Raw genomic sequence first — 16,548 nt, forward strand, 5'->3', positions numbered from 1 at the left:
CCGGCCGGCCGCCCCGTTCCGGAGGATGCTCTCCCCCGTAGTGGAGAGTACCCTCTAGAACATGGCCAGGCCCTCCCGCTTCGCTACCCCGCAGCTCCTCGACGCCGCCGTACGGCTGGCAGCCGAGTCCGGGCCGTCAGGCGTCACCATGTCCGCGGTCGCGGCGGCCGTCGGCGCGCCCAGCGGCTCGCTCTACCACCGTTTCGCCGGCCGTCCGGCACTGCTCGCCGAGGTGTGGCTGCGTACCGTCGAGGACTTCCAGGAGGGCTACTTCGCGGCCCTTGAATCGTCGAAGGACCCGCGCGCCGGTGGCCGGGCGGCCGCCCGGCACATCGTGACGTGGAGCCGCACCCACCCGGCCGAGGCCTCGCTGCTCCTGTACGGGGAACACGACTTCGGGTGGGACGACTGGTCCGACGAGCATCTGCTCCGCGCGGAGGAGGGGAACATCCAGGTGCGGGCGGCCATGGCGGCGCTCGCGGGGGCGCTGGGGCTGCACGGCCGGCCGGGCCTGGACCGGGTGACGCTCGCCGTCATCGATCTCCCGTTGTCGCTGGTGCGGCGCCATCTGCACGGCGGATGCCCGCTGCCCGCGCACGCCGAGGACCTGGCGGAACAGTGCACCGACGCCCTGCTGGCGGGCGACCACGGCGAGCCCACCGCCCCTACCGGGTGACTGGCGGCAGCGGTCCACCGCCCGTACGGGACGAGCCCACCACCCGCACGGGCGGTGGGCCGCACCGGCTGCCGGTCAGCCCGACATACAGGTGGTCGGGGTGGCGTGCGCCGGGTCGAGGGCGTTGGCCGTCTCGTGGAAGGCGAGGCGGTCGGCGAGCCCGGTGGCCACATGCTCGGAGATGTCGACGGCACACAGGTCCTGGAGCACGACGTTGTGCACGTCGGGGCCATTGAGGAACTGGGTCCGGTAGGGGGTGACGACCTCGTCGTACTTGGTCGCGATCACGGTGTAGTGCACTCCGGGGACGGTGTCGCCGCCCTCGTTGAGGCGGTTGAGGATGTCCGAGCCGGCGATCTGGTCGGACAGCCCCGGGGTAGCCTTGTCGAGGTACTGCTTGGCGCCGGGGAAGTAGGGCAGCAGGCGGGTCAGCCCGTCCAGGTCGGTGCCGTGGTTGTCGGGTGCCAGCCCGACCAGGGCGTTCACCTTGCCCGCGCCGCCGTGGAACTTCAGGTACACCCGCGGCATCATGCCGCCCTGCGAATGGCCGACGATATCGGCCTTCGAGGCGCCGGTGGCGGCCAGCACCCGGTCGACGTAGCCGGCGAGCTGCTGGGCGGAGGCATCGACCGGCCCCAGCCCGTGGAAGAACGGGACGCCGGGCAGCTGCCCGTAGTCCAACGAGAAGACGCAGTAGCCGCGGGCCACCAAATAGGGCGCGAGACCGAGCCAGTTGTCGATGGCGTTGCCCAGGGTGCCGTGCACCAGGACCACCGGCCGCGGGTGGTCGGCGGAGGGCTTGCAGGAGTAGTTGTTCCAGCCGCTGCGGACGGTGGGGGCCAGCTGGGAGGGGCCGCGCGCAGCGTCCCCGGCCGGGGTGGTGGCGGGCGACGGGTGGGCGGCGACGGCGGGCGCGGTGGCGGTGACGCCGAGGGCCAGCGCGAGGGCGGGAAGGAGGGTGAGCGTTCTTGACCAGCGCAGCTTCATACGATGCTCCTTGCGGGGCGAGGGGACTCCGAAGTGCTCGGTGAGCCGTTCACGCGATCCGGATCGCAAGGGCCAACGCAGTTGACTGGCAAGTAAGTTACGGCTGGGTAAGCGCGGAGTGCCAGCGGTGCGACGGTGAAGGAAGCCGCACAGGACCCTCACCGGACATCCGGGGCGCGAAGCGCCGGGGGCGTGCTGTGCCCGGTCCCACGCGCCGTGTCCGTCCAGGAGGCCGGAACCGCCCGCGCACCGGAGCCGTCCCGTACAGTCGATCACGCCTTGACCAGCGAGATGGCATGAGGGGATACCGATGGAGACGGCAGGGACAGCGGATCTGACCGGCATGGTGGAGGTTTCGTCGGAGGGGGAATTGCGCGCGCTGACCGGCGAGCCCAGCTCCCATGCGGCGCACAAGACCCGCCATCGGCTGCACGACCTGGACCGCCGGTGGCTGGCCCGCTCGCCGTTCTGTGTGATCGCCACCGCCGATGCGCAGGGCCGGTGCGATGTCTCGCCCAAGGGCGATCCCGCGGGCTTCACCCACGTCTTGGACGACACCACCCTGGTGATCCCGGACCGTCCCGGCAACAAGCGCCTGGACGGCATGATGAACATCCTCGGCAATCCGCATGTCGGGCTGGACTACTTCCTCCCGGGGCGCGGTGACACCCTGCGGATCAACGGCCGCGCCCGGCTGCTGCGCGACGCCCCGTTCTTCGACGAGCTGACCGTGAAGGGCAACCGCCCGCGACTGGCGCTGCTGGTGGAGGTCGAGGAGGTCTTCTACCACTGCTCCAAGGCGTTCCTGCGCTCGGAGCTGTGGAATCCGGAGACCTGGCAGCCGGACGCCCTGCCCTCGCGGGCCCGGATCGTCAAGGGCGTCGAGCTCCAGGACATGCCGCTGGAGGAGCTGGAGCGGCACTACGGCCCGGAGTACGCGAAGAGGCTCTACGGCTGAGGCACCGGGGGCTCACCCCCGGGGAGAGGCCGCTACGGCCGGACGGCCCCGGGGCCGAGGGGCTTGGTGCCCGGGGGCGGGGGCGTACGGCCGTGCGGGCCGAGTGTCGCCGCGGGGCGTACGCTCCCTGCGCCGAAGCGCGCCTTGGCCCGGTCGACGGCCGCCTCGATGCGGTGCGCCTTGTCGTCGGAGGGGTCGAAGGTCAGCTGCCGCGCGGCGAGTTCGGCACGGCACAGGTCCTCCGCGCGCAGCGCCACGGACCGTACCCGCGCCCGCTGCAGCCCGAGCGCGGCATGCAGCGCATAGGCCGCCCCGGTCAGCGCGGGCCCGTGCGCGGTCGGCCCGTCCAGCCGCCGGGTGCGGGTCGTGGTGGAGCGGTCGGCGTAGCGGACGGTGAGGGTGAGCGCACGGGCCACCTGCCCGCTCGCGCGCATCCGGGCACCGAGGTCGTCGGCGAGCGAGAGCAGGGCCCGGCGGCGCCTGGCCGGGTCCAGTTCGTCGTGGACGAAGCGGTGTTCCGCGCCCATCGAGCGGGCCGCGGCGTTGGGCGTCACCGGCGTCGGATCGATGCCGCGGGCCCGCTCGTACACGATGCGGCCGGCCCTCGCGCCGAGGATCCGCTGCAGGGTCGCGGGCGGTGCGGCGGCGATCCGGCCGATGCTGTCGAGCCCGTACGCGCACAGGGCGCGGGCGGTGGCCGGGCCGACGCCGTGCAGTGCCGAGGCCGGGCGGCGGTCGAGGAAGGCGGCGACGGCCCCGGCGTCCTCGGGGACGGCCCGGATCTCCCCGGGTGCCGCTGTCTGCGCCGCCATCCGGGCGAGCAGCGGGTTGGCGCCGATCCCGATCGTGCACCGTACGCCGTGCCAGGCCAGGGCGCGCAGCCGCACCAGTTCGGCGATGCCCGCCGCGTCCCGGTCGAAGTAGCGCAGCGCACCGCGCACATCCGCCAGCGCGGCGTCCGGCGGCAGCGCCTCGATCACCGGGGTGAACCGCGCCAGGAGCCGCAGCAGTTGCTCGAACTCTCCGGCGCTCACGGGAGTGTCGTCGGCGGCCCGGAAGCGGATGTGGAGCATGCCCGGCTGCCGCGGGGCGCCGGACGGCTCCGGCGGCACGGCGGGCGGCCCCGGCGCGGGGGTCATCCCGCGCTCCCCGGGCTGGAGTGCCACAACTTCCGTCCGGTGGCGGCGCGTTCGCCCGCGGGCTGGAGGTCGGCCCACGGGTGCAGCTCATAGCCGGTCTCCAGCCGGATGGTGCGGCCCGGGACGGCGTCCGGCCCGGGCTCCCGGCCCGGCCCGTGCCCCTCCCCCGGTCCCTTGTCCGCCCCGTCCTGCCCGTCGTCCGGCCCGGCCGCCGGCTCGTCCGGCCCGGCCGACTCCTCCGGTCCCGCCGCGAGCCGGGCGGCGACCGCCTCCAGCCCGCCCTCGCGGCGGAGTTCGGCCAGCTCGGCGAGGTTCCAGGCGGCGGCGCCGACCACGCTGAGGCTGCGTGGCCCGCGCCGCTGGACCGTACCGCGCACCAGCAGCAGCCAGGAGTGGAAGACGGTGTGCGCGCACGCCTGGTGACTGTCATCGAAGAAGGCGCAGTCGACCAGGCCCGTGCTGTCGTCGAGCGTGGTGAAGATGACCCGGCGGCCGGAGCGGATCGGCGGCGTCTGGGTGGCCGCCTTGGCCCCGGCGACCAGCACCGTCTCGCCGTGCCGGGCGCTGCGCAGCAGCCGGGCAGGCAGCGCGCCCAGCTCGGCGAGGAAATCCCGGTGGTCGGCCATCAGATGGCGGGAGGTGTCCATACCGAGGACGCCCAGCTCGGCGCTGAGCCGTTCGACATCGCTGAGGTCGGGCAGCCCCGCCGGCTCGACCTGATCGGCCGGCACCGCCCGCTGTGCGCCCGCGCCGTCCAGAGCCCCGGAGGGCAGCGTCAACTGGCCGTCGGACGCCTGCCGTCCGTGGCGGTGCAGCTCGGCGAGGTACAGCAGCAGATCCCGCCGGTTCGCGCCGAAGGCGTCCAACGCGCCGACCCGGGCGAGGCGTTCGGCCACCGGGCGGCTCGGCCTGGCCCGCTGCCACAGGTCCTGGAGGGAGTGGTAGGGCTGTCCGGCCGCGATCCGCCGTGCCTCGGCCTCGCTCATGCCGTGCACATCGCAGAGCGCGAGCCGCAGGCCCCAGACCGCACCGGAGCGGGGCCCCTCACCACCGGAGCCGGACACCAGTTCGATCCGGTGAGCGACCGCCGACCGGTTCACATCCAGCGGCAGCACCGGCACCCCGCGCCGCCGCGCGTCCGCGAGCAGCAGCCGCTTCGGATACATCCCGGGGTCATGGGTGAGCAGCCCGGCGTAGAAGGCCGCGGGGTGGTGCGCCTTGAGCCAGGCGGACTGGTAGGTGGGCACCGCGAAGGCCACCGCATGCGCCTTGCAGAAGCCGTACGAGCCGAAGGCCTCGACGATCTCCCAGGTGCGCGCGATGACGTCGGGCGGATAGCCGCGCCGCTCGGCGCACCGGGCGAACCAGGCGCGGAGCCGGCCCTGCAGCTCGGGGTGCGACAGGGCACGCCGCTTCTCGTCCGCCTCGTCCCTGGCGCAGCCCGTCATGATCCGCAGGAGTTCGATGACCTGTTCGTGGAACACCACCACCCCGTAGGTCTCGCGCAGCGGTTCCGCCAGGTCAGGGTGCGGGTAGTGGACCGGCTTGCGGCCGTGCCGGGCCTCGATGAAGGGCCGCACCATATCGGCGGCGACCGGCCCCGGCCGGAAGAGGGAAATGTCGACGACCAGATCGTGGAAGGTGGCGGGCTGCAGTCTGCCGACCAGGTCGCGCTGGCCCGGCGACTCGATCTGGAAGCAGCCGAGCGTCTCGGTCGAGCGGATCAGGTCGTAGGTCGCCCGGTCGCCGGGCGGCACCTGCGCGGGGTCGTCGAGATCGATCCGGTGCCCGGTGGCCCGGCCGATCTCGGCGACCGCATGCGCCATCGCGGACTGCATCCGTACGCCCAGCACATCGAGCTTGAGCAGCCCCAGGTCCTCCACGTCCTCCTTGTCGAACTGGGACATGGCGAGCGGGGACATGGCGACCGGGCCGGCTTCCCCGCCCCCGGCGTGGGGGACCTCGGTGCTGGTGGGCACGACGGGCGTACGGTCCAGCAGCGTGGCGTCGGAGAGCAGCACCCCGCAGGGGTGCATGGCGATCCCGCGCGGCAGCGCGTCCAGCGCCTCGACCAGCTGCCACAGCCGCTCGTCGCCGGCCTCCCGGACCCCGCGCAGCTCCGGCAGCTCGGCCAGCGCCGCCCGCGCGTCACGGGCGCGGATGTGCGGGAAGGCCTTGGCGAGGCGGTCCACCTGCGCCGGGTCCATGCCCAGGGCGGCGCCCACATCCCGTACGGCGTGCCGTACGCGGTAGGTCTCGGGCATCGAGACGGTCGCGACCCGCTCCGCGCCGAAGCGGTCGAAGATCGCCCGGTAGACCTCCAGCCGGCGGGCGGACTCGACATCGATATCGATATCCGGCAGCGCCGCCCGGCGCTCGGACAAGAAGCGCTCCATCAGCAGCCCGTGCTCGACCGGGTCGGCGTGGGCGATTCCGAGGAGGTGGTTGACCAGCGACCCGGCGCCGGACCCGCGGGCCGCGACCCGGATGCCCGTCTCCCTGACGTCGTCCACCACTTGAGCAACCGTCAGGAAGTACGAGGGGTAGCCGAGCCGTTCGATCGTGCGCAGCTCGTCGTCCAGCCGCGTCCAGCGCGTGCGGTCGCGGTCGTAGCCGCGCAGCACCATCTGGGCGGCGCAGCGCGAGCGCAGCACCCGGGCGGCGGTGCGGTGGCCGGCCCCGACCAGCCGGGGCTCGGGGAAGTGGACCCGGCCGAGCCCGATGTCGTCCTGCGGGTCGACCAGGCACGCGCCGGCGGTCTCCTCGGTCATGGTGAGCAGCCGGTGGGCCAGGCCGCGCCGGAATCCGGCCGCCTCGGCGATCCGCTCGGCGGTGTGGCGCATGGTGGCGGCGTCCTTGAGCCAGCGCTCGCCACTGTCCCAGGACTCGGGCCGGTGCCGGTCCACCGGCACCAGACGGCGGGCGGAGTCCAGGACATCGGCGACCGGCCCCTGACCGGGATCGGCATAGCGGACCGCGTTGGTCAGGACGGCGCGGACGCCCTGGTCGACGGCGAAGCCGAGGGTGCGGGCGGCCAGCCGCGGGGAGCCGGGGCCGCTGCCGCGCCGCCCGTGGTCGACGACCTCCAGGCACAGCGCCTCGCCGTACAGCTCGCGCCAGGGGGCGAGGAGCCGGGCGGCACGGTCCGGGCGGCCGGCGGCCAGCGCCCGGCCGACCTCGGAGTCCGGTCCGAGCAGTACGGTCAGCCCGTCCGTGGTGGATTCCAGTGCGCCCCACGGGAGGACGGGCCGCTCGGCCCGGCCGGCGTGGGCGGCGGAGACCAGACGGCACAGGGCGGCCCAGCCGGCCGCTCCGTCGCGGGCCAGGAAGACGGCGCGGGCGGCGGACTCGTCGAGGAAGGCGCCGCCACGCACCGGGGTGCGCCGCCGCGCGGTAGCGGTGCCGACGGGGCCCGCTCCGTGTTCCGCCACGGCGAGTTCGGTGCCGAACAGCGGGCGGATTCCGGCCTCGGCGGCGGCCTTGGCGAACCGCACGGCCCCGGAGAGCCCGTCCCGGTCGGTCAGCGCGAGGGCGTCCATCCCGCGTTCGGCGGCGCGCTCGGCAAGCCGCTCCGGATGGGAGGCGCCATAGCGCAGGGAGAACCCCGAAGCGGTGTGCAGATGCGTGAACCCGGACATCCGCACCTCCTGCACCTCACCCGCCCCCGGCTGACCTTGTGTCCCTCGTTCCTCCCCTCCACCATACCCGCCCATCGAACATTCGTACGAAGATGCGCCCGGGGCCGCCTCCCGCCCTCCGCCGATCGGCCCCACCCGATCTGCGCACCCCCACCACCCGCCGGAAGATTGCGAGCAAAAGCGCCGAGAGCAATCAGCAGCGCCGAGAAGCACCGATACCCCCGGACCGGCAGCTGCCCCCGGACCGGCAGCCGGAAGTGTGGCGAGGAGCAACCGCATGGCCACAACGGACGACGGCGCCCGCACCACCTTCCTCGGGGAGGTGAAGAGCGCGGTGACGCCCCATGCCTCGCTGCTGGTGCTCGGCGTGCTGGGGCTGATGATCGCGTTCATCACCTCGTACACCGGCGCCTTCCACCACCCCAAGCCGACCGGCGTGCCGCTCGCCGTCGTCGCCCCCGCGCAGGTCAGCGGGCAGCTGGTGGGCAAGCTGGACCGGCTGCCCGGCTCCCCTCTGGACCCGCGCGCGGTGCCCTCCGAGCGGGCGGCGCGGCAGCAGCTCGCGGACCGGACGGTCGATGGCGCACTGCTCGTCGCCCCGCACGGCCGCACCGACCGGCTGCTGGTGGCCGGTGGCGGCGGCGCCTCCCTCGCCCAGGCGGTCGAGCTGGTCGTCCGCTCGGCGGAGAAGGCCGAGCACCGCACCGTACGCACGGTGGATGTGACCCCGGCGGCTCCTGGCGACAGCCGCAGCCTGTCGTCCTTCTACCTGGTCGTCGGCTGGTGCGTCGGCGGTTATCTCTGCGCCGCGATCCTCGCGATCAGCGCCGGGGCACGCCCCTCCAACGGGCACCGGGCGGTCATCCGGCTGGCCGCGCTCGCCCTGTACGCGGTCGTCGCCGGACTGGCCGGAGCGATCATCGTCGGCCCCGTCCTCAGCGCCCTGCCCGGCACCTTCCTCGGGCTGTGGGGGCTGGGCGCCCTGGTCGTCTTCGCGGTGGGCGCCACCACCCTGGCCTGCCAGGCCCTGCTGGGCATCATCGGCATCGGCCTGGCGATCCTGCTGATCGTCATCCTCGGCAATCCGAGCGCCGGCGGCGCCTACCCCTATCCGATGCTGCCCCCGTTCTGGCGCGCCCTCGGCCCCGCCCTTCCTCCGGGGGCGGGCACCTGGGCCGCGCGCTCCCTTGCCTACTTCCGCGGCAACGCGGTCACCTGCCCGCTGCTGGTGCTGTCCGCCTGGGCGGTGGGCGGCACCTTGATCACTCTGGCACTGTCGATCTTCCGCAAGAAGGGCGAGGCCCCCTCATGACCATCTCCCCCAACCGGCTGTCCCACCCCGCGGTACGTGCCCTGGTCACGGCCCTCAACGGCAATGACGAGCAGGCCTTCTTCGCCTCCCTCACCCCCGACGCCACCATGTCCGACGACGGATCCGACCGGGATCTGCGCGAGTGGTGCGAACGGGAGATCTTCACCACGCGGGGCCACATGGACGTGCAGTCCGAGTCGCATCAGGGCCTGTCCCTCGTGGCGGACTACCGCAACGACACCTGGGGCGAGATGCGTACCCGCTGGCGGTTCACGGTGGAGGACGGGAAAGTGAGCCGGTTCGAAACCGGGCAGGCGTGATGCCCGGCGGGGCCGATCTGCGACACTGGGAGAACCATGCCGGCGCAAGCAGCGGCTGACATCGGCGTCACGGCTCGACGCCGAACCGGGCCGGCCGGACGAGGGCCGGGAGCCGGTTACGAGCCCGTTCGGGAAGCCGCGGGCAGCCACGGGAAGCCGCGCGGATTGCCGGCCCTCTTCTCCCCCAAGTGGACACCGAGCCCACACCGCATTCGGCCCCGGTACCCGGGGGCATGACGACCGGGTCTCACCATCACCCGGGAGGCATCCGATGCCATTCATCGACATCAAGGTGATCGCAGGGGTATTCACCCCCGAAGAGAAACAGAAGATGGTCGAAGATGTCTCCGAGGCGTTGATCGCCATCGAAGGGGAGGCACTGCGCCCGGTGACGCATGTCGTGATCACCGAGACGCCCAGCGGCGAATGGGCAATCGGCGGTAAGGCCCTGACGACCGAGGACGTTCAGGCCAAGAGGGCCGGCTAGCCCAGGCGATTCCTTGCCTGTCACACGCCTGCCGGACGGGCACCCGGCAGGATCTCCGGCAAGGCTCCGGACCCCCGCCCACGGACCACCGAAAAGACCGAAGAGCACGGTGCCCCGTCACGTGGTCACACCTTCCGTACGGTGACGCCGGCGGCCGTGAGCGCGCCGGTCTCGTCCTCCGGGGCGGCTTCGTCGGTCACCAGGGCGTGCAGCGCGGAGGCGGGCGCGACGAAGGCGAGTGCGGTGCGGGACAGCTTCGCGGACTCCGTGACGGCGATGACGCGCCGGGCGGAGGCGATCGCTGCGCGCTTGACCGCCGCGTCGTCCAGGTCGTAGGCGGTCAGGCCGTCCGCGGCGGTGAGCCCGCAGCAGCCGATGACCGCGGTGTCGAAGCGCAGCGCGGCCAGTGAGGCCTGGGTCAGCGGGCCGGTGAGCGCCAGTTCCCCCGGTCGTGGGTGGCCCCCGGGCACCAGCAGGGTCACCTTCAGGGCTCCGGACAGCGCGTTCACCGCGTGCAGGGACAGGGGCGCGACGGTCAGGCGGCGGTGCTCCAGCGCACGAGCCACCTCGAGACAGGTGGTTCCGCTGTCGAGAACGACGGACTCCCCGTCGGCGATCAGGCCCGCGACTTCGGCGGCGATGCGCCGCTTGACGTCCACCCCGTCCTGCGCCCGCAGCGCGAAGGGCGGTTCCTCGCCGCGCAGCAGCAGGCTCCTGGCCCCTCCGCGGTAGCGCTCCAACACACCCTGGTCCGCAAGGACTTCGAGGTCACGGCGGATGGTCATCTCGGATGCGCCGGTGAGCGCCGCCAGTTCCGCGACGCCGATGCGGCCGGCCTCCTGTACGGCCTCGGTGATCTGCCTCAGTCGATCTGTGCTCGCCATCCCTCAATTGAACATTCAGCGTGTTCGAAACACAATCTTTCGCTACAGGATAATGTTCGTTACGTTCGGAGCGTGGACAGATACCTACGTGCCGGCCGAGTGGCCACCTTCGCGTACTTCACCCTGAACGGTTTCCTCATGGGGATGTGGATCGTCCATATCCCGGGCATCGAGCACCGCGCAGGGATCAGCCACGCCTCGCTCGGCTGGCTCCTGCTGCTGCTCGGTGCGGGAGCCTTCGCAGGCATGCAGGCCACCGGCCCGCTCACCGACCGTTTCGGGTCCCGTACGGTCGTACCGCTCAGCGCGGCACTGTGCAGCGCCGCGGTCGTCCTGCCCGGCCTGGCCGCGAACGTCTGGACGCTGGGGGCGGCGCTCCTCGTGCTCGGCATCGGCAACGGCTGCCTGGACGTCAGCATGAACGCCCATGCCGTCCAGGTCGAGCACGGTTACCGGCGGCCCCTCATGTCCGCCTTCCACGCGGCCTTCTCCATCGGCGGGGTCCTTGCCTCGCTGGTCGGCGCCCGCACGCTCAGTTGGAACTGGAGCCCGGTGACGACCCTCGGCGCGGTGGCGCTCGCCGGTCTGGCCGTCGCCGCCCTCGCCGCCCCCGCGCTGCTGCGCCCCGCCGGCGCCCGCCACACCGTGGACGCCGCCGGCCCTGCCGTGAGCGCCCCTCGCAAGACGCCCCGTCACATCTGGGCACTGGCCGGCCTGGCACTGATGATCATGCTGTGCGAAGGCGTGGCCAACGACTGGAGCGCACTCCATCTGCGCAATGTCCTGGACGCGCCCGCCGCCACCGCCGCGCTCGCGTACGGCTCCTTCGCCACCACCATGACCCTCGGCCGCCTGCTTGCCGACCGGGTGGCCGCGCGCTTCGGCCCGGTGGCCCTCCTCCGCCACGGCGCATCCGTCGCCGCACTCGGCCTGACCGCGGCGGCCCTCTCGCCCTGGATCCCCTTGGCGCTGACCGGCTGGGCGGTGTTCGGGGCCGGGCTCTCGGGGTGCGTACCCCAACTCTTCAGCGCGGCGGGCCATACCGACCAGGGTTCCGCCGCTACCAACGTCTCCCGCGTCGCCGGCCTCGGTTACCTCGGCATGCTCGCCGGGCCGGCCGTCATCGGACCGCTGACCCATGTCATGCCCCTCAACCTCACTTTCTTCCTCCCCGTGTCGTGCTGTGTCATCGCCGCCGCCACGGCCGGCATCGTCCGACCGTCGCGCCGCGCCCCTGCTCTCCTGGAGGCCGCGGCCGTATGACCGATGCCGGCCACCTGAGCCCGCCTCACGAAAGGCTCCGATCGTTCACCGTCGACTGCGACGGCGAAACCCTCAGTTGCGCGGGGATCGAGCCGCTGAGAACGCCCGCGAGCCCACGCACTCCCCTTGCGGCTGTGGTTCTGCACGGCGCGGGCACCGGTGACAAGACACGCCACACCGCTCTGCTGACCGACTTCGCCGCCCGCGGACACCACGCTCTCGCCTGCGACTTCTCCGGGCACGGCAACAGCACAGGTCAGCTCGGGGAGCTCAGCCTGCAACGCCGGTTCCTCCAGGCCCGCGCCGTGATCGACCACTGCGTCCCCGCCGGTTTCGGCCTGGCGCTGATCGGATTCAGCATGAGTGGGCAGACCGTCGCCGACCTCGCCGCACACTACGGCTCGCGCGTCGCGTCCATCGGACTGTGCGCACCGGCGGTCTACGCAGCCGACGCATGGACCGTGCCCTTCGGTGCGGGCTTCACCGAGATCATCCGCACGCCCGGGAGCTGGCGCACATCCCCTGCCTTCGAGGTCTTCCGCTCCCTGTCGGCCCGGGCGGTGCTCGCCACACCGGCCGACGACGCGGTGATCCCGCCGGCGGTCACCCAAGCCATCGCCTCCGCCCTCGGCGCGTCACGCTCGCGCTTCACCCGGTTCGTCCACCCCGGAGCCGACCACCGGCTCGGGTCGTGGTTCGCCGCCAATTCCGCCCCACGCGGCCGCTTCGCCACCGCTGTCCTGCGAGGTACGCCCTACGAGTGCACGCCCCCACCGGCCGGCTGACCGCCGAGGACGCCGGCGCCGCCCGCCGCGGGGCGGTTCGCCGCCGGCGGCCACCGAGGGTTCCTGGTCAACGAGGAAACCCGGCCGGGAGCCCGTCCGCCGCCCCGGGGCTCACATATGTGTTCCGCCGTCGATCCGGATCTCCGTGCCGGTGATGAACGCGCCGTCCTGCGAGGCGAGCATCGCGATGACTCCCGCGACCGTGTCCGGGCTCGCGAAGCCCTTGCCGAGGGCCGGGGTGAGCTTGTCGAACAGGCTCATATCGGCGTCCTTTGGCAGGCCCGGGACGCCGCCGCCGGTCATGCCGCTGGCGATGGAGCCCGGCGCCACGCAGACCGCGCGCAGCCCCTGCTTGCCGTACTCGCTCGCGAGGGCGTGCGTCATGGACTGGATGCCGCCCTTGCTCGCCGCGTACGCCGACATGTAGGGGTGCGCGAACGAGGCGGAGGTGGAGCTGAAGTTGACCACGACCGGCGCGCGGCCTTCCAGGAGGGCGGGCAGCGACTCACGGATCATCAGGAACGTGCCGGTCAGGTTGATCGAGATGACCTGCTGGAAATCGGCCAGGGCGGTCTCGTGGGTGTGCGAGGCGCGCAGGATTCCGGCCGCGTTGACCAGGACGTCCAGGCCGCCGAGGCCGGCCACCGCGGCGGGGACGGCGGTGCGCACCGCCGCCTCGTCGGCGATGTCCAGCACCGTGGTCTCCAGCCGTCCGGCGGCGCCCTCCGCGGCCGCACGGTCGGCGGTGCCCCGCAGACCCGCCGCGTCGATGTCCGCCGCCACCACCCGGCCGCCCTCCGCGAGGATCCGGTGGACGGTGGCCCGGCCGATGCCCGAGCCGGCTCCGGTGATCAGGCTGCGGCGGCCGTCAAAGCGGTTCATGGTCCAGTTCCGATCTCGAGGCGCGGTGGTGCGGTGGTGCGGTGGTGCGGTGGTGCGGTGGTGCGGTGGTGCGGTGACGCATTGGCACAGTACGTCCGCATGGCACAACGTGCCAATCTCGCGTTACGTGCCACTACGGCACGGAATTCCGTAGGCTGATGTCATGCCGACCGCGCCGCGCCCGACCCCGCTCCCCCGCCCCTCACTCACCGCGCGGCGCAAGGCCGAGACCCAGCTGGAGATCGCCCGTACCGCGGCGGCCCTCTTCGCCGAGCGCGGCACCGCCGTCACCGCCGACGACATCGCGCGCGCCTCGGGAGTCGCACTGCGCACCTTCTACCGCTACTTCCGCACCAAGGAGGACGCGGTGATGCCGCTGCTCGCCGACGGGGTGCGGCAGTGGACCGACGAACTGGCCGCCGCACCGGCCGGGCCGGGCGCACCTCCCGTACGCGAGGTGCTGGAGCGGTCGGCCCGCCGGTCGCTGACCCCCGCCGACGAACCGGCCGCGGAGGCGCTGCGCTGGACCCGCGGACTGCTGCGGGCGATGCCGGGCGATCCCGCGCTGCGCGCGGTCTGGCACCGGGTCCACCACGACGCCGAGGAAGCACTGATGCCGCTCCTGGCGCGGCTGACCGGCGCGGGAGGGCTGGAGGTGCGGCTGGCCGCGGCCGCCGCGAACACCGCGATGCGGGTCGCGGTGGAGGAGTGGGCGGCGGGAGACGGGGCGCCGGACGGCCCGCGGGGGCCCGGCGAGCTGGTGGTGCGGTGCCTGCGGGCGCTGACGGCCGGGCTGCCACAGCTCGACGGGGCGCGCGGACGGGACCGGTAAGCCGGGCCGCCGGTGGCCGGTTCTTACCTCAGCGGTCTCCCCCGGCGGTACGGAGGGCGCCTCGGGCCCCCCTCTTCGGCCAATCGCCGGAGATCGAAACCCGCCCGAACGGCCGGTCGGCGGCCGGATTCCTCCCTTCCGGGTGCGGGCGACCTGTGCCAGGGGCATGACCGGCACCGCATCCCCGCTGGCCGAACCCCCCTTTCCTCCGGGCACCCCGCTCCGCCTCCGGTTGCGTTCGCGCCATTACTCTCAGCTTTCAGGCAATGACTCAAAGCGATCGCCTGATGCACACTCAGGATGCTTTCGGGGTGCGGTTGGGCCAGACTCCCGTCCGGTATCTGCACCTTCGAGCAAGGGAGTGTTCGTCATGCGGTACATCACTGGGGCGGTCGCGCTCGGCGCGGCGCTGGTCCTGGGCACGCTGGCCACCACCGCACAGGCCGCCGCACCGGCGCAGCCGACGCGGTCCGGTGGTCTGTACGCCCCGACGGAACTGGTGCTGACGGTGGGCCAGGGCGAAAGCCGTGCGACCGCCACGGTGCAGCGCGCCGTGACGCTCAGCTGTATGCCCGGGGCCAGGGGCAGCCACCCGGACCCGCAGGCCGCCTGCACCCAGCTGCGGGCGGTGGCCGGCGACTTCAACGCGATAACCGGCGCCACCTCGGACCGTCTGTGCACCAAGGAGTGGAACCCCCTCGTGGTGACCGCGGACGGCGTGTGGCAGGGCAAGCGGGTCTCGTACAGCCACACCTTCGCCAACCCCTGCGCGATGCGCAGCGACAGTGACGCGGTCTTCGCGTTCTGAGCTGAGCTGCTTCAGATCCCCGGGCACCGGTGGGTGGTGCCCGGGGATCGTCGTGTGCGGCGGGCACCGTGGGCCGGCGCCGCCCCCGGACGTCGAGCGCGTCCGGGAGCCGGCGCCGTGCGCCAGGGGAGTGTGCCGCCGCGCGCGGGTCAGCCGATCTTCGCGCCGTAGGCCTTCAGGGCCTCCGGGACCGGCTGGAAGAAGGTTTCGCCGCCCTGGGAGCAGTCACCGCTGCCGCCGGAGGTGAGGCCGATCGCGGCGTCGCCGTCGAAGAGCGCGCCACCGCTGTCACCGGGCTCGGCGCAGACATCGGTCTGGATCAGACCCTCGACCGTGCCCTCCTGGTAGTTGACGCTGGCGTTCAGCGCCTTGACGGTGCCGTCGTGGACCTGAGTGGTGCTGCCGCTGCGCTGCACCTTCTCACCGACGGTGGCCTCCGCGGCCTTGGTGATCTTCTGCGTGCTGCCGTTGTAGAGGTCGACCTCGCTGGGGTGCGCGGTGTCACCCGTGTACTTGGCGAGGGAGAAGTCGTCGCCCGGGAACTTGGAGTCCTCGGTGGTCGCGATCGCCGAGCCGCCCTGCTTGTCGGACCAGCTCTTGATCTCGTTGCCGCAGTGGCCGGCCGTCAGGAAGTACGGCTTGCCGTCCTTGACGACGTTGAAGCCGAGGGAGCAGCGGGCTCCGCTCCCCCAGATCGCGTCGCCGCCGCCGATGAAGGGTGTGAACTCACCCTTGCTGTGGCGCACCTCGACCTTGTCGCCGAGAGCCTTGGCGACCTTGGTGAGCCGGTCCAGCTTGGTGCCCTTGACCGTGCGGTCGGCGGTGACCACGACCTTGTTGCTCTGCGGGTCGATACCCCAGGACGTGCCGGGGATGGTCGCCTTCGACTTCAGCGTCCGCCGGGCCGAGTCGAGCTGGGCGAAGGTGTGCTCGACGAGTCTGGCTTCCGCCCCCTTCGCCCGCACGGCCCGGGCCTGCGCCTTGTTCACCACATTGACGACCAGCTTCTTGGCCTTGGCGTCGTAGAAGGAACCGGCCGTGTCCGTCTTGAGGTGGGAGGCCAGGGCCGACGCCGCGGTGGAGGTCAGCTTGGCGAGCGCGGGGGTGCGCGCGGGGGCCGTGGACGCGTTGGCGTTGGCGAGGGTGACAGTGGCGGTGGCGGCGAGCGCAAGAGCTCCCGCACCTGCAACGATGACGCGCCGGTTGGGTATGCGACGGTGCTTCAAGTCAGAGCCTCCGTGGGGGGAAGAGCCCGGAAACTGTGGGGAGTTGCGCGGGCCCGGAGAGTGAGGAATCGGAGCAGGGACGGATCTGCCCGAGGAGCGGATCCCGGGAGGCGCGTCCATGCCAACATGCGGAGCCGAGTATTGCCATCCGCCTCACTCGCGCACAAGACCGGGTTCCGGTCTCACATACGGGAGTTCACCATTTCGCCACACGAAGGCCACACCGATGTCCGTACATCTCGACCCCGAGTGCGGACATCAGCAGGCACACCAGTCGCTCGGCGGACGGCAATGTGTGAGGACTATAGCTGGCCGGAAAACGGCGGCCGGGCACCGGCCCCCGTGCAGCGG

Annotated in this window: 15 protein-coding genes; 9 read left to right on the forward strand and 6 right to left on the reverse strand. The window is 72.7% G+C overall.

Features of this window, described 5'->3' with window-relative positions; translation table 11 throughout:
- Window positions 1-61: 61 nt before the first annotated feature.
- Window positions 62-676: a TetR/AcrR family transcriptional regulator gene (locus tag ACGFR7_RS23050; protein ID WP_393322256.1), complete on the forward strand. Its 615-nt coding sequence runs from the start codon at window positions 62-64 to the stop codon at window positions 674-676.
- A 75-nt stretch (window positions 677-751) separates the two neighbouring features.
- Here the strand turns inward: ACGFR7_RS23050 and ACGFR7_RS23055 are convergent, their stop codons facing one another.
- Complete coding sequence (locus tag ACGFR7_RS23055; RefSeq protein ID WP_393322259.1) at window positions 752-1,663, reverse strand: esterase/lipase family protein; 912 nt, start codon at window positions 1,661-1,663, stop codon at window positions 752-754.
- Window positions 1,664-1,973: 310 nt separating this feature from the next.
- On the opposite strand from ACGFR7_RS23055, the gene ACGFR7_RS23060 reads away from it, so the two are divergent.
- Window positions 1,974-2,621, forward strand: a complete 648-nt coding sequence (locus ACGFR7_RS23060; RefSeq protein WP_393322262.1) for a pyridoxamine 5'-phosphate oxidase family protein — start codon at window positions 1,974-1,976, stop codon at window positions 2,619-2,621.
- A 32-nt stretch (window positions 2,622-2,653) separates the two neighbouring features.
- Here the strand turns inward: ACGFR7_RS23060 and ACGFR7_RS23065 are convergent, their stop codons facing one another.
- Window positions 2,654-3,760, reverse strand: a complete 1,107-nt coding sequence (locus tag ACGFR7_RS23065) for a hypothetical protein (RefSeq protein ID WP_393322265.1) — start codon at window positions 3,758-3,760, stop codon at window positions 2,654-2,656.
- Window positions 3,757-7,398 (reverse strand): DNA polymerase III subunit alpha, encoded by a 3,642-nt coding sequence (locus tag ACGFR7_RS23070; protein ID WP_393322268.1) that lies wholly within the window; start codon window positions 7,396-7,398, stop codon window positions 3,757-3,759. The genes ACGFR7_RS23065 and ACGFR7_RS23070 overlap by 4 nt, the downstream gene beginning before the upstream one ends.
- Window positions 7,399-7,675: 277 nt before the next feature.
- Between ACGFR7_RS23070 and ACGFR7_RS23075 the strand changes: the two genes are divergently transcribed.
- The 3 genes from ACGFR7_RS23075 (at window position 7,676) to ACGFR7_RS23085 (ending at window position 9,517) form a co-directional block, all read left to right on the forward strand.
- Window positions 7,676-8,710, forward strand: a complete 1,035-nt coding sequence (locus ACGFR7_RS23075; RefSeq protein WP_393322271.1) for a DUF3533 domain-containing protein — start codon at window positions 7,676-7,678, stop codon at window positions 8,708-8,710.
- Window positions 8,707-9,030 (forward strand): nuclear transport factor 2 family protein, encoded by a 324-nt coding sequence (locus ACGFR7_RS23080; protein WP_393322274.1) that lies wholly within the window; start codon window positions 8,707-8,709, stop codon window positions 9,028-9,030. The genes ACGFR7_RS23075 and ACGFR7_RS23080 overlap by 4 nt, the downstream gene beginning before the upstream one ends.
- 271 nt (window positions 9,031-9,301) lie before the next feature.
- A complete protein-coding gene (locus ACGFR7_RS23085; RefSeq protein WP_393322277.1) occupies window positions 9,302-9,517 on the forward strand; it encodes a 4-oxalocrotonate tautomerase family protein in 216 nt (71 codons plus the stop codon).
- Window positions 9,518-9,642: 125 nt separating this feature from the next.
- On the opposite strand, the gene ACGFR7_RS23090 is transcribed toward ACGFR7_RS23085, so the two are convergent.
- Window positions 9,643-10,401 (reverse strand): DeoR/GlpR family DNA-binding transcription regulator, encoded by a 759-nt coding sequence (locus ACGFR7_RS23090; protein ID WP_393322280.1) that lies wholly within the window; start codon window positions 10,399-10,401, stop codon window positions 9,643-9,645.
- 72 nt (window positions 10,402-10,473) lie between these two features.
- Between ACGFR7_RS23090 and ACGFR7_RS23095 the strand changes: the two genes are divergently transcribed.
- Entirely contained in the window at window positions 10,474-11,664 is a 1,191-nt protein-coding gene (locus ACGFR7_RS23095) for an MFS transporter (protein WP_393322283.1), read from the forward strand.
- A gap of 134 nt (window positions 11,665-11,798) precedes the next feature.
- Window positions 11,799-12,449: an alpha/beta hydrolase gene (locus tag ACGFR7_RS23100; protein ID WP_393322285.1), complete on the forward strand. Its 651-nt coding sequence runs from the start codon at window positions 11,799-11,801 to the stop codon at window positions 12,447-12,449.
- 111 nt (window positions 12,450-12,560) lie between these two features.
- On the opposite strand, the gene ACGFR7_RS23105 is transcribed toward ACGFR7_RS23100, so the two are convergent.
- On the reverse strand, window positions 12,561-13,331 hold the full coding sequence (locus ACGFR7_RS23105) for an SDR family NAD(P)-dependent oxidoreductase (RefSeq protein WP_393322288.1): 771 nt from the start codon (window positions 13,329-13,331) through the stop codon (window positions 12,561-12,563).
- A 163-nt stretch (window positions 13,332-13,494) separates the two neighbouring features.
- Here ACGFR7_RS23105 and ACGFR7_RS23110 point away from each other — a divergent pair, with 163 nt between their 5' ends.
- Window positions 13,495-14,163 (forward strand): TetR/AcrR family transcriptional regulator, encoded by a 669-nt coding sequence (locus ACGFR7_RS23110; RefSeq protein ID WP_393322291.1) that lies wholly within the window; start codon window positions 13,495-13,497, stop codon window positions 14,161-14,163.
- Between the two features lie 370 nt (window positions 14,164-14,533).
- Window positions 14,534-14,971: a subtilase-type protease inhibitor gene (locus ACGFR7_RS23115; RefSeq protein WP_393322294.1), complete on the forward strand. Its 438-nt coding sequence runs from the start codon at window positions 14,534-14,536 to the stop codon at window positions 14,969-14,971.
- A gap of 149 nt (window positions 14,972-15,120) precedes the next feature.
- On the opposite strand, the gene ACGFR7_RS23120 is transcribed toward ACGFR7_RS23115, so the two are convergent.
- Window positions 15,121-16,197 (reverse strand): S1 family peptidase, encoded by a 1,077-nt coding sequence (locus ACGFR7_RS23120; protein ID WP_393322297.1) that lies wholly within the window; start codon window positions 16,195-16,197, stop codon window positions 15,121-15,123.
- Between the last annotated feature and the right edge of the window lie 351 nt (window positions 16,198-16,548).

This window comes from Streptomyces sp. NPDC048516, from assembly GCF_043199875.1.
Lineage (GTDB): Bacteria > Actinomycetota > Actinomycetes > Streptomycetales > Streptomycetaceae > Streptomyces.

Excerpts from the sequence above, each read along its gene's own strand:
- ACGFR7_RS23065 (WP_393322265.1), bottom strand. The coding sequence starts at position 3,760 with ATGACCCCCGCGCCGGGGCCGCCCGCCGTGCCGCCGGAGCCGTCCGGC.
- ACGFR7_RS23115 (WP_393322294.1), top strand. The coding sequence starts at position 14,534 with ATGCGGTACATCACTGGGGCGGTCGCGCTCGGCGCGGCGCTGGTCCTG.
- ACGFR7_RS23070 (WP_393322268.1), bottom strand. The coding sequence starts at position 7,398 with ATGTCCGGGTTCACGCATCTGCACACCGCTTCGGGGTTCTCCCTGCGC.
- ACGFR7_RS23075 (WP_393322271.1), top strand. The coding sequence starts at position 7,676 with ATGGCCACAACGGACGACGGCGCCCGCACCACCTTCCTCGGGGAGGTG.
- ACGFR7_RS23080 (WP_393322274.1), top strand. The coding sequence starts at position 8,707 with ATGACCATCTCCCCCAACCGGCTGTCCCACCCCGCGGTACGTGCCCTG.
- ACGFR7_RS23110 (WP_393322291.1), top strand. The coding sequence starts at position 13,495 with ATGCCGACCGCGCCGCGCCCGACCCCGCTCCCCCGCCCCTCACTCACC.
- ACGFR7_RS23085 (WP_393322277.1), top strand. The coding sequence starts at position 9,302 with ATGCCATTCATCGACATCAAGGTGATCGCAGGGGTATTCACCCCCGAA.
- ACGFR7_RS23050 (WP_393322256.1), top strand. The coding sequence starts at position 62 with ATGGCCAGGCCCTCCCGCTTCGCTACCCCGCAGCTCCTCGACGCCGCC.
- ACGFR7_RS23090 (WP_393322280.1), bottom strand. The coding sequence starts at position 10,401 with ATGGCGAGCACAGATCGACTGAGGCAGATCACCGAGGCCGTACAGGAG.
- ACGFR7_RS23055 (WP_393322259.1), bottom strand. The coding sequence starts at position 1,663 with ATGAAGCTGCGCTGGTCAAGAACGCTCACCCTCCTTCCCGCCCTCGCG.
- ACGFR7_RS23060 (WP_393322262.1), top strand. The coding sequence starts at position 1,974 with ATGGAGACGGCAGGGACAGCGGATCTGACCGGCATGGTGGAGGTTTCG.
- ACGFR7_RS23105 (WP_393322288.1), bottom strand. The coding sequence starts at position 13,331 with ATGAACCGCTTTGACGGCCGCCGCAGCCTGATCACCGGAGCCGGCTCG.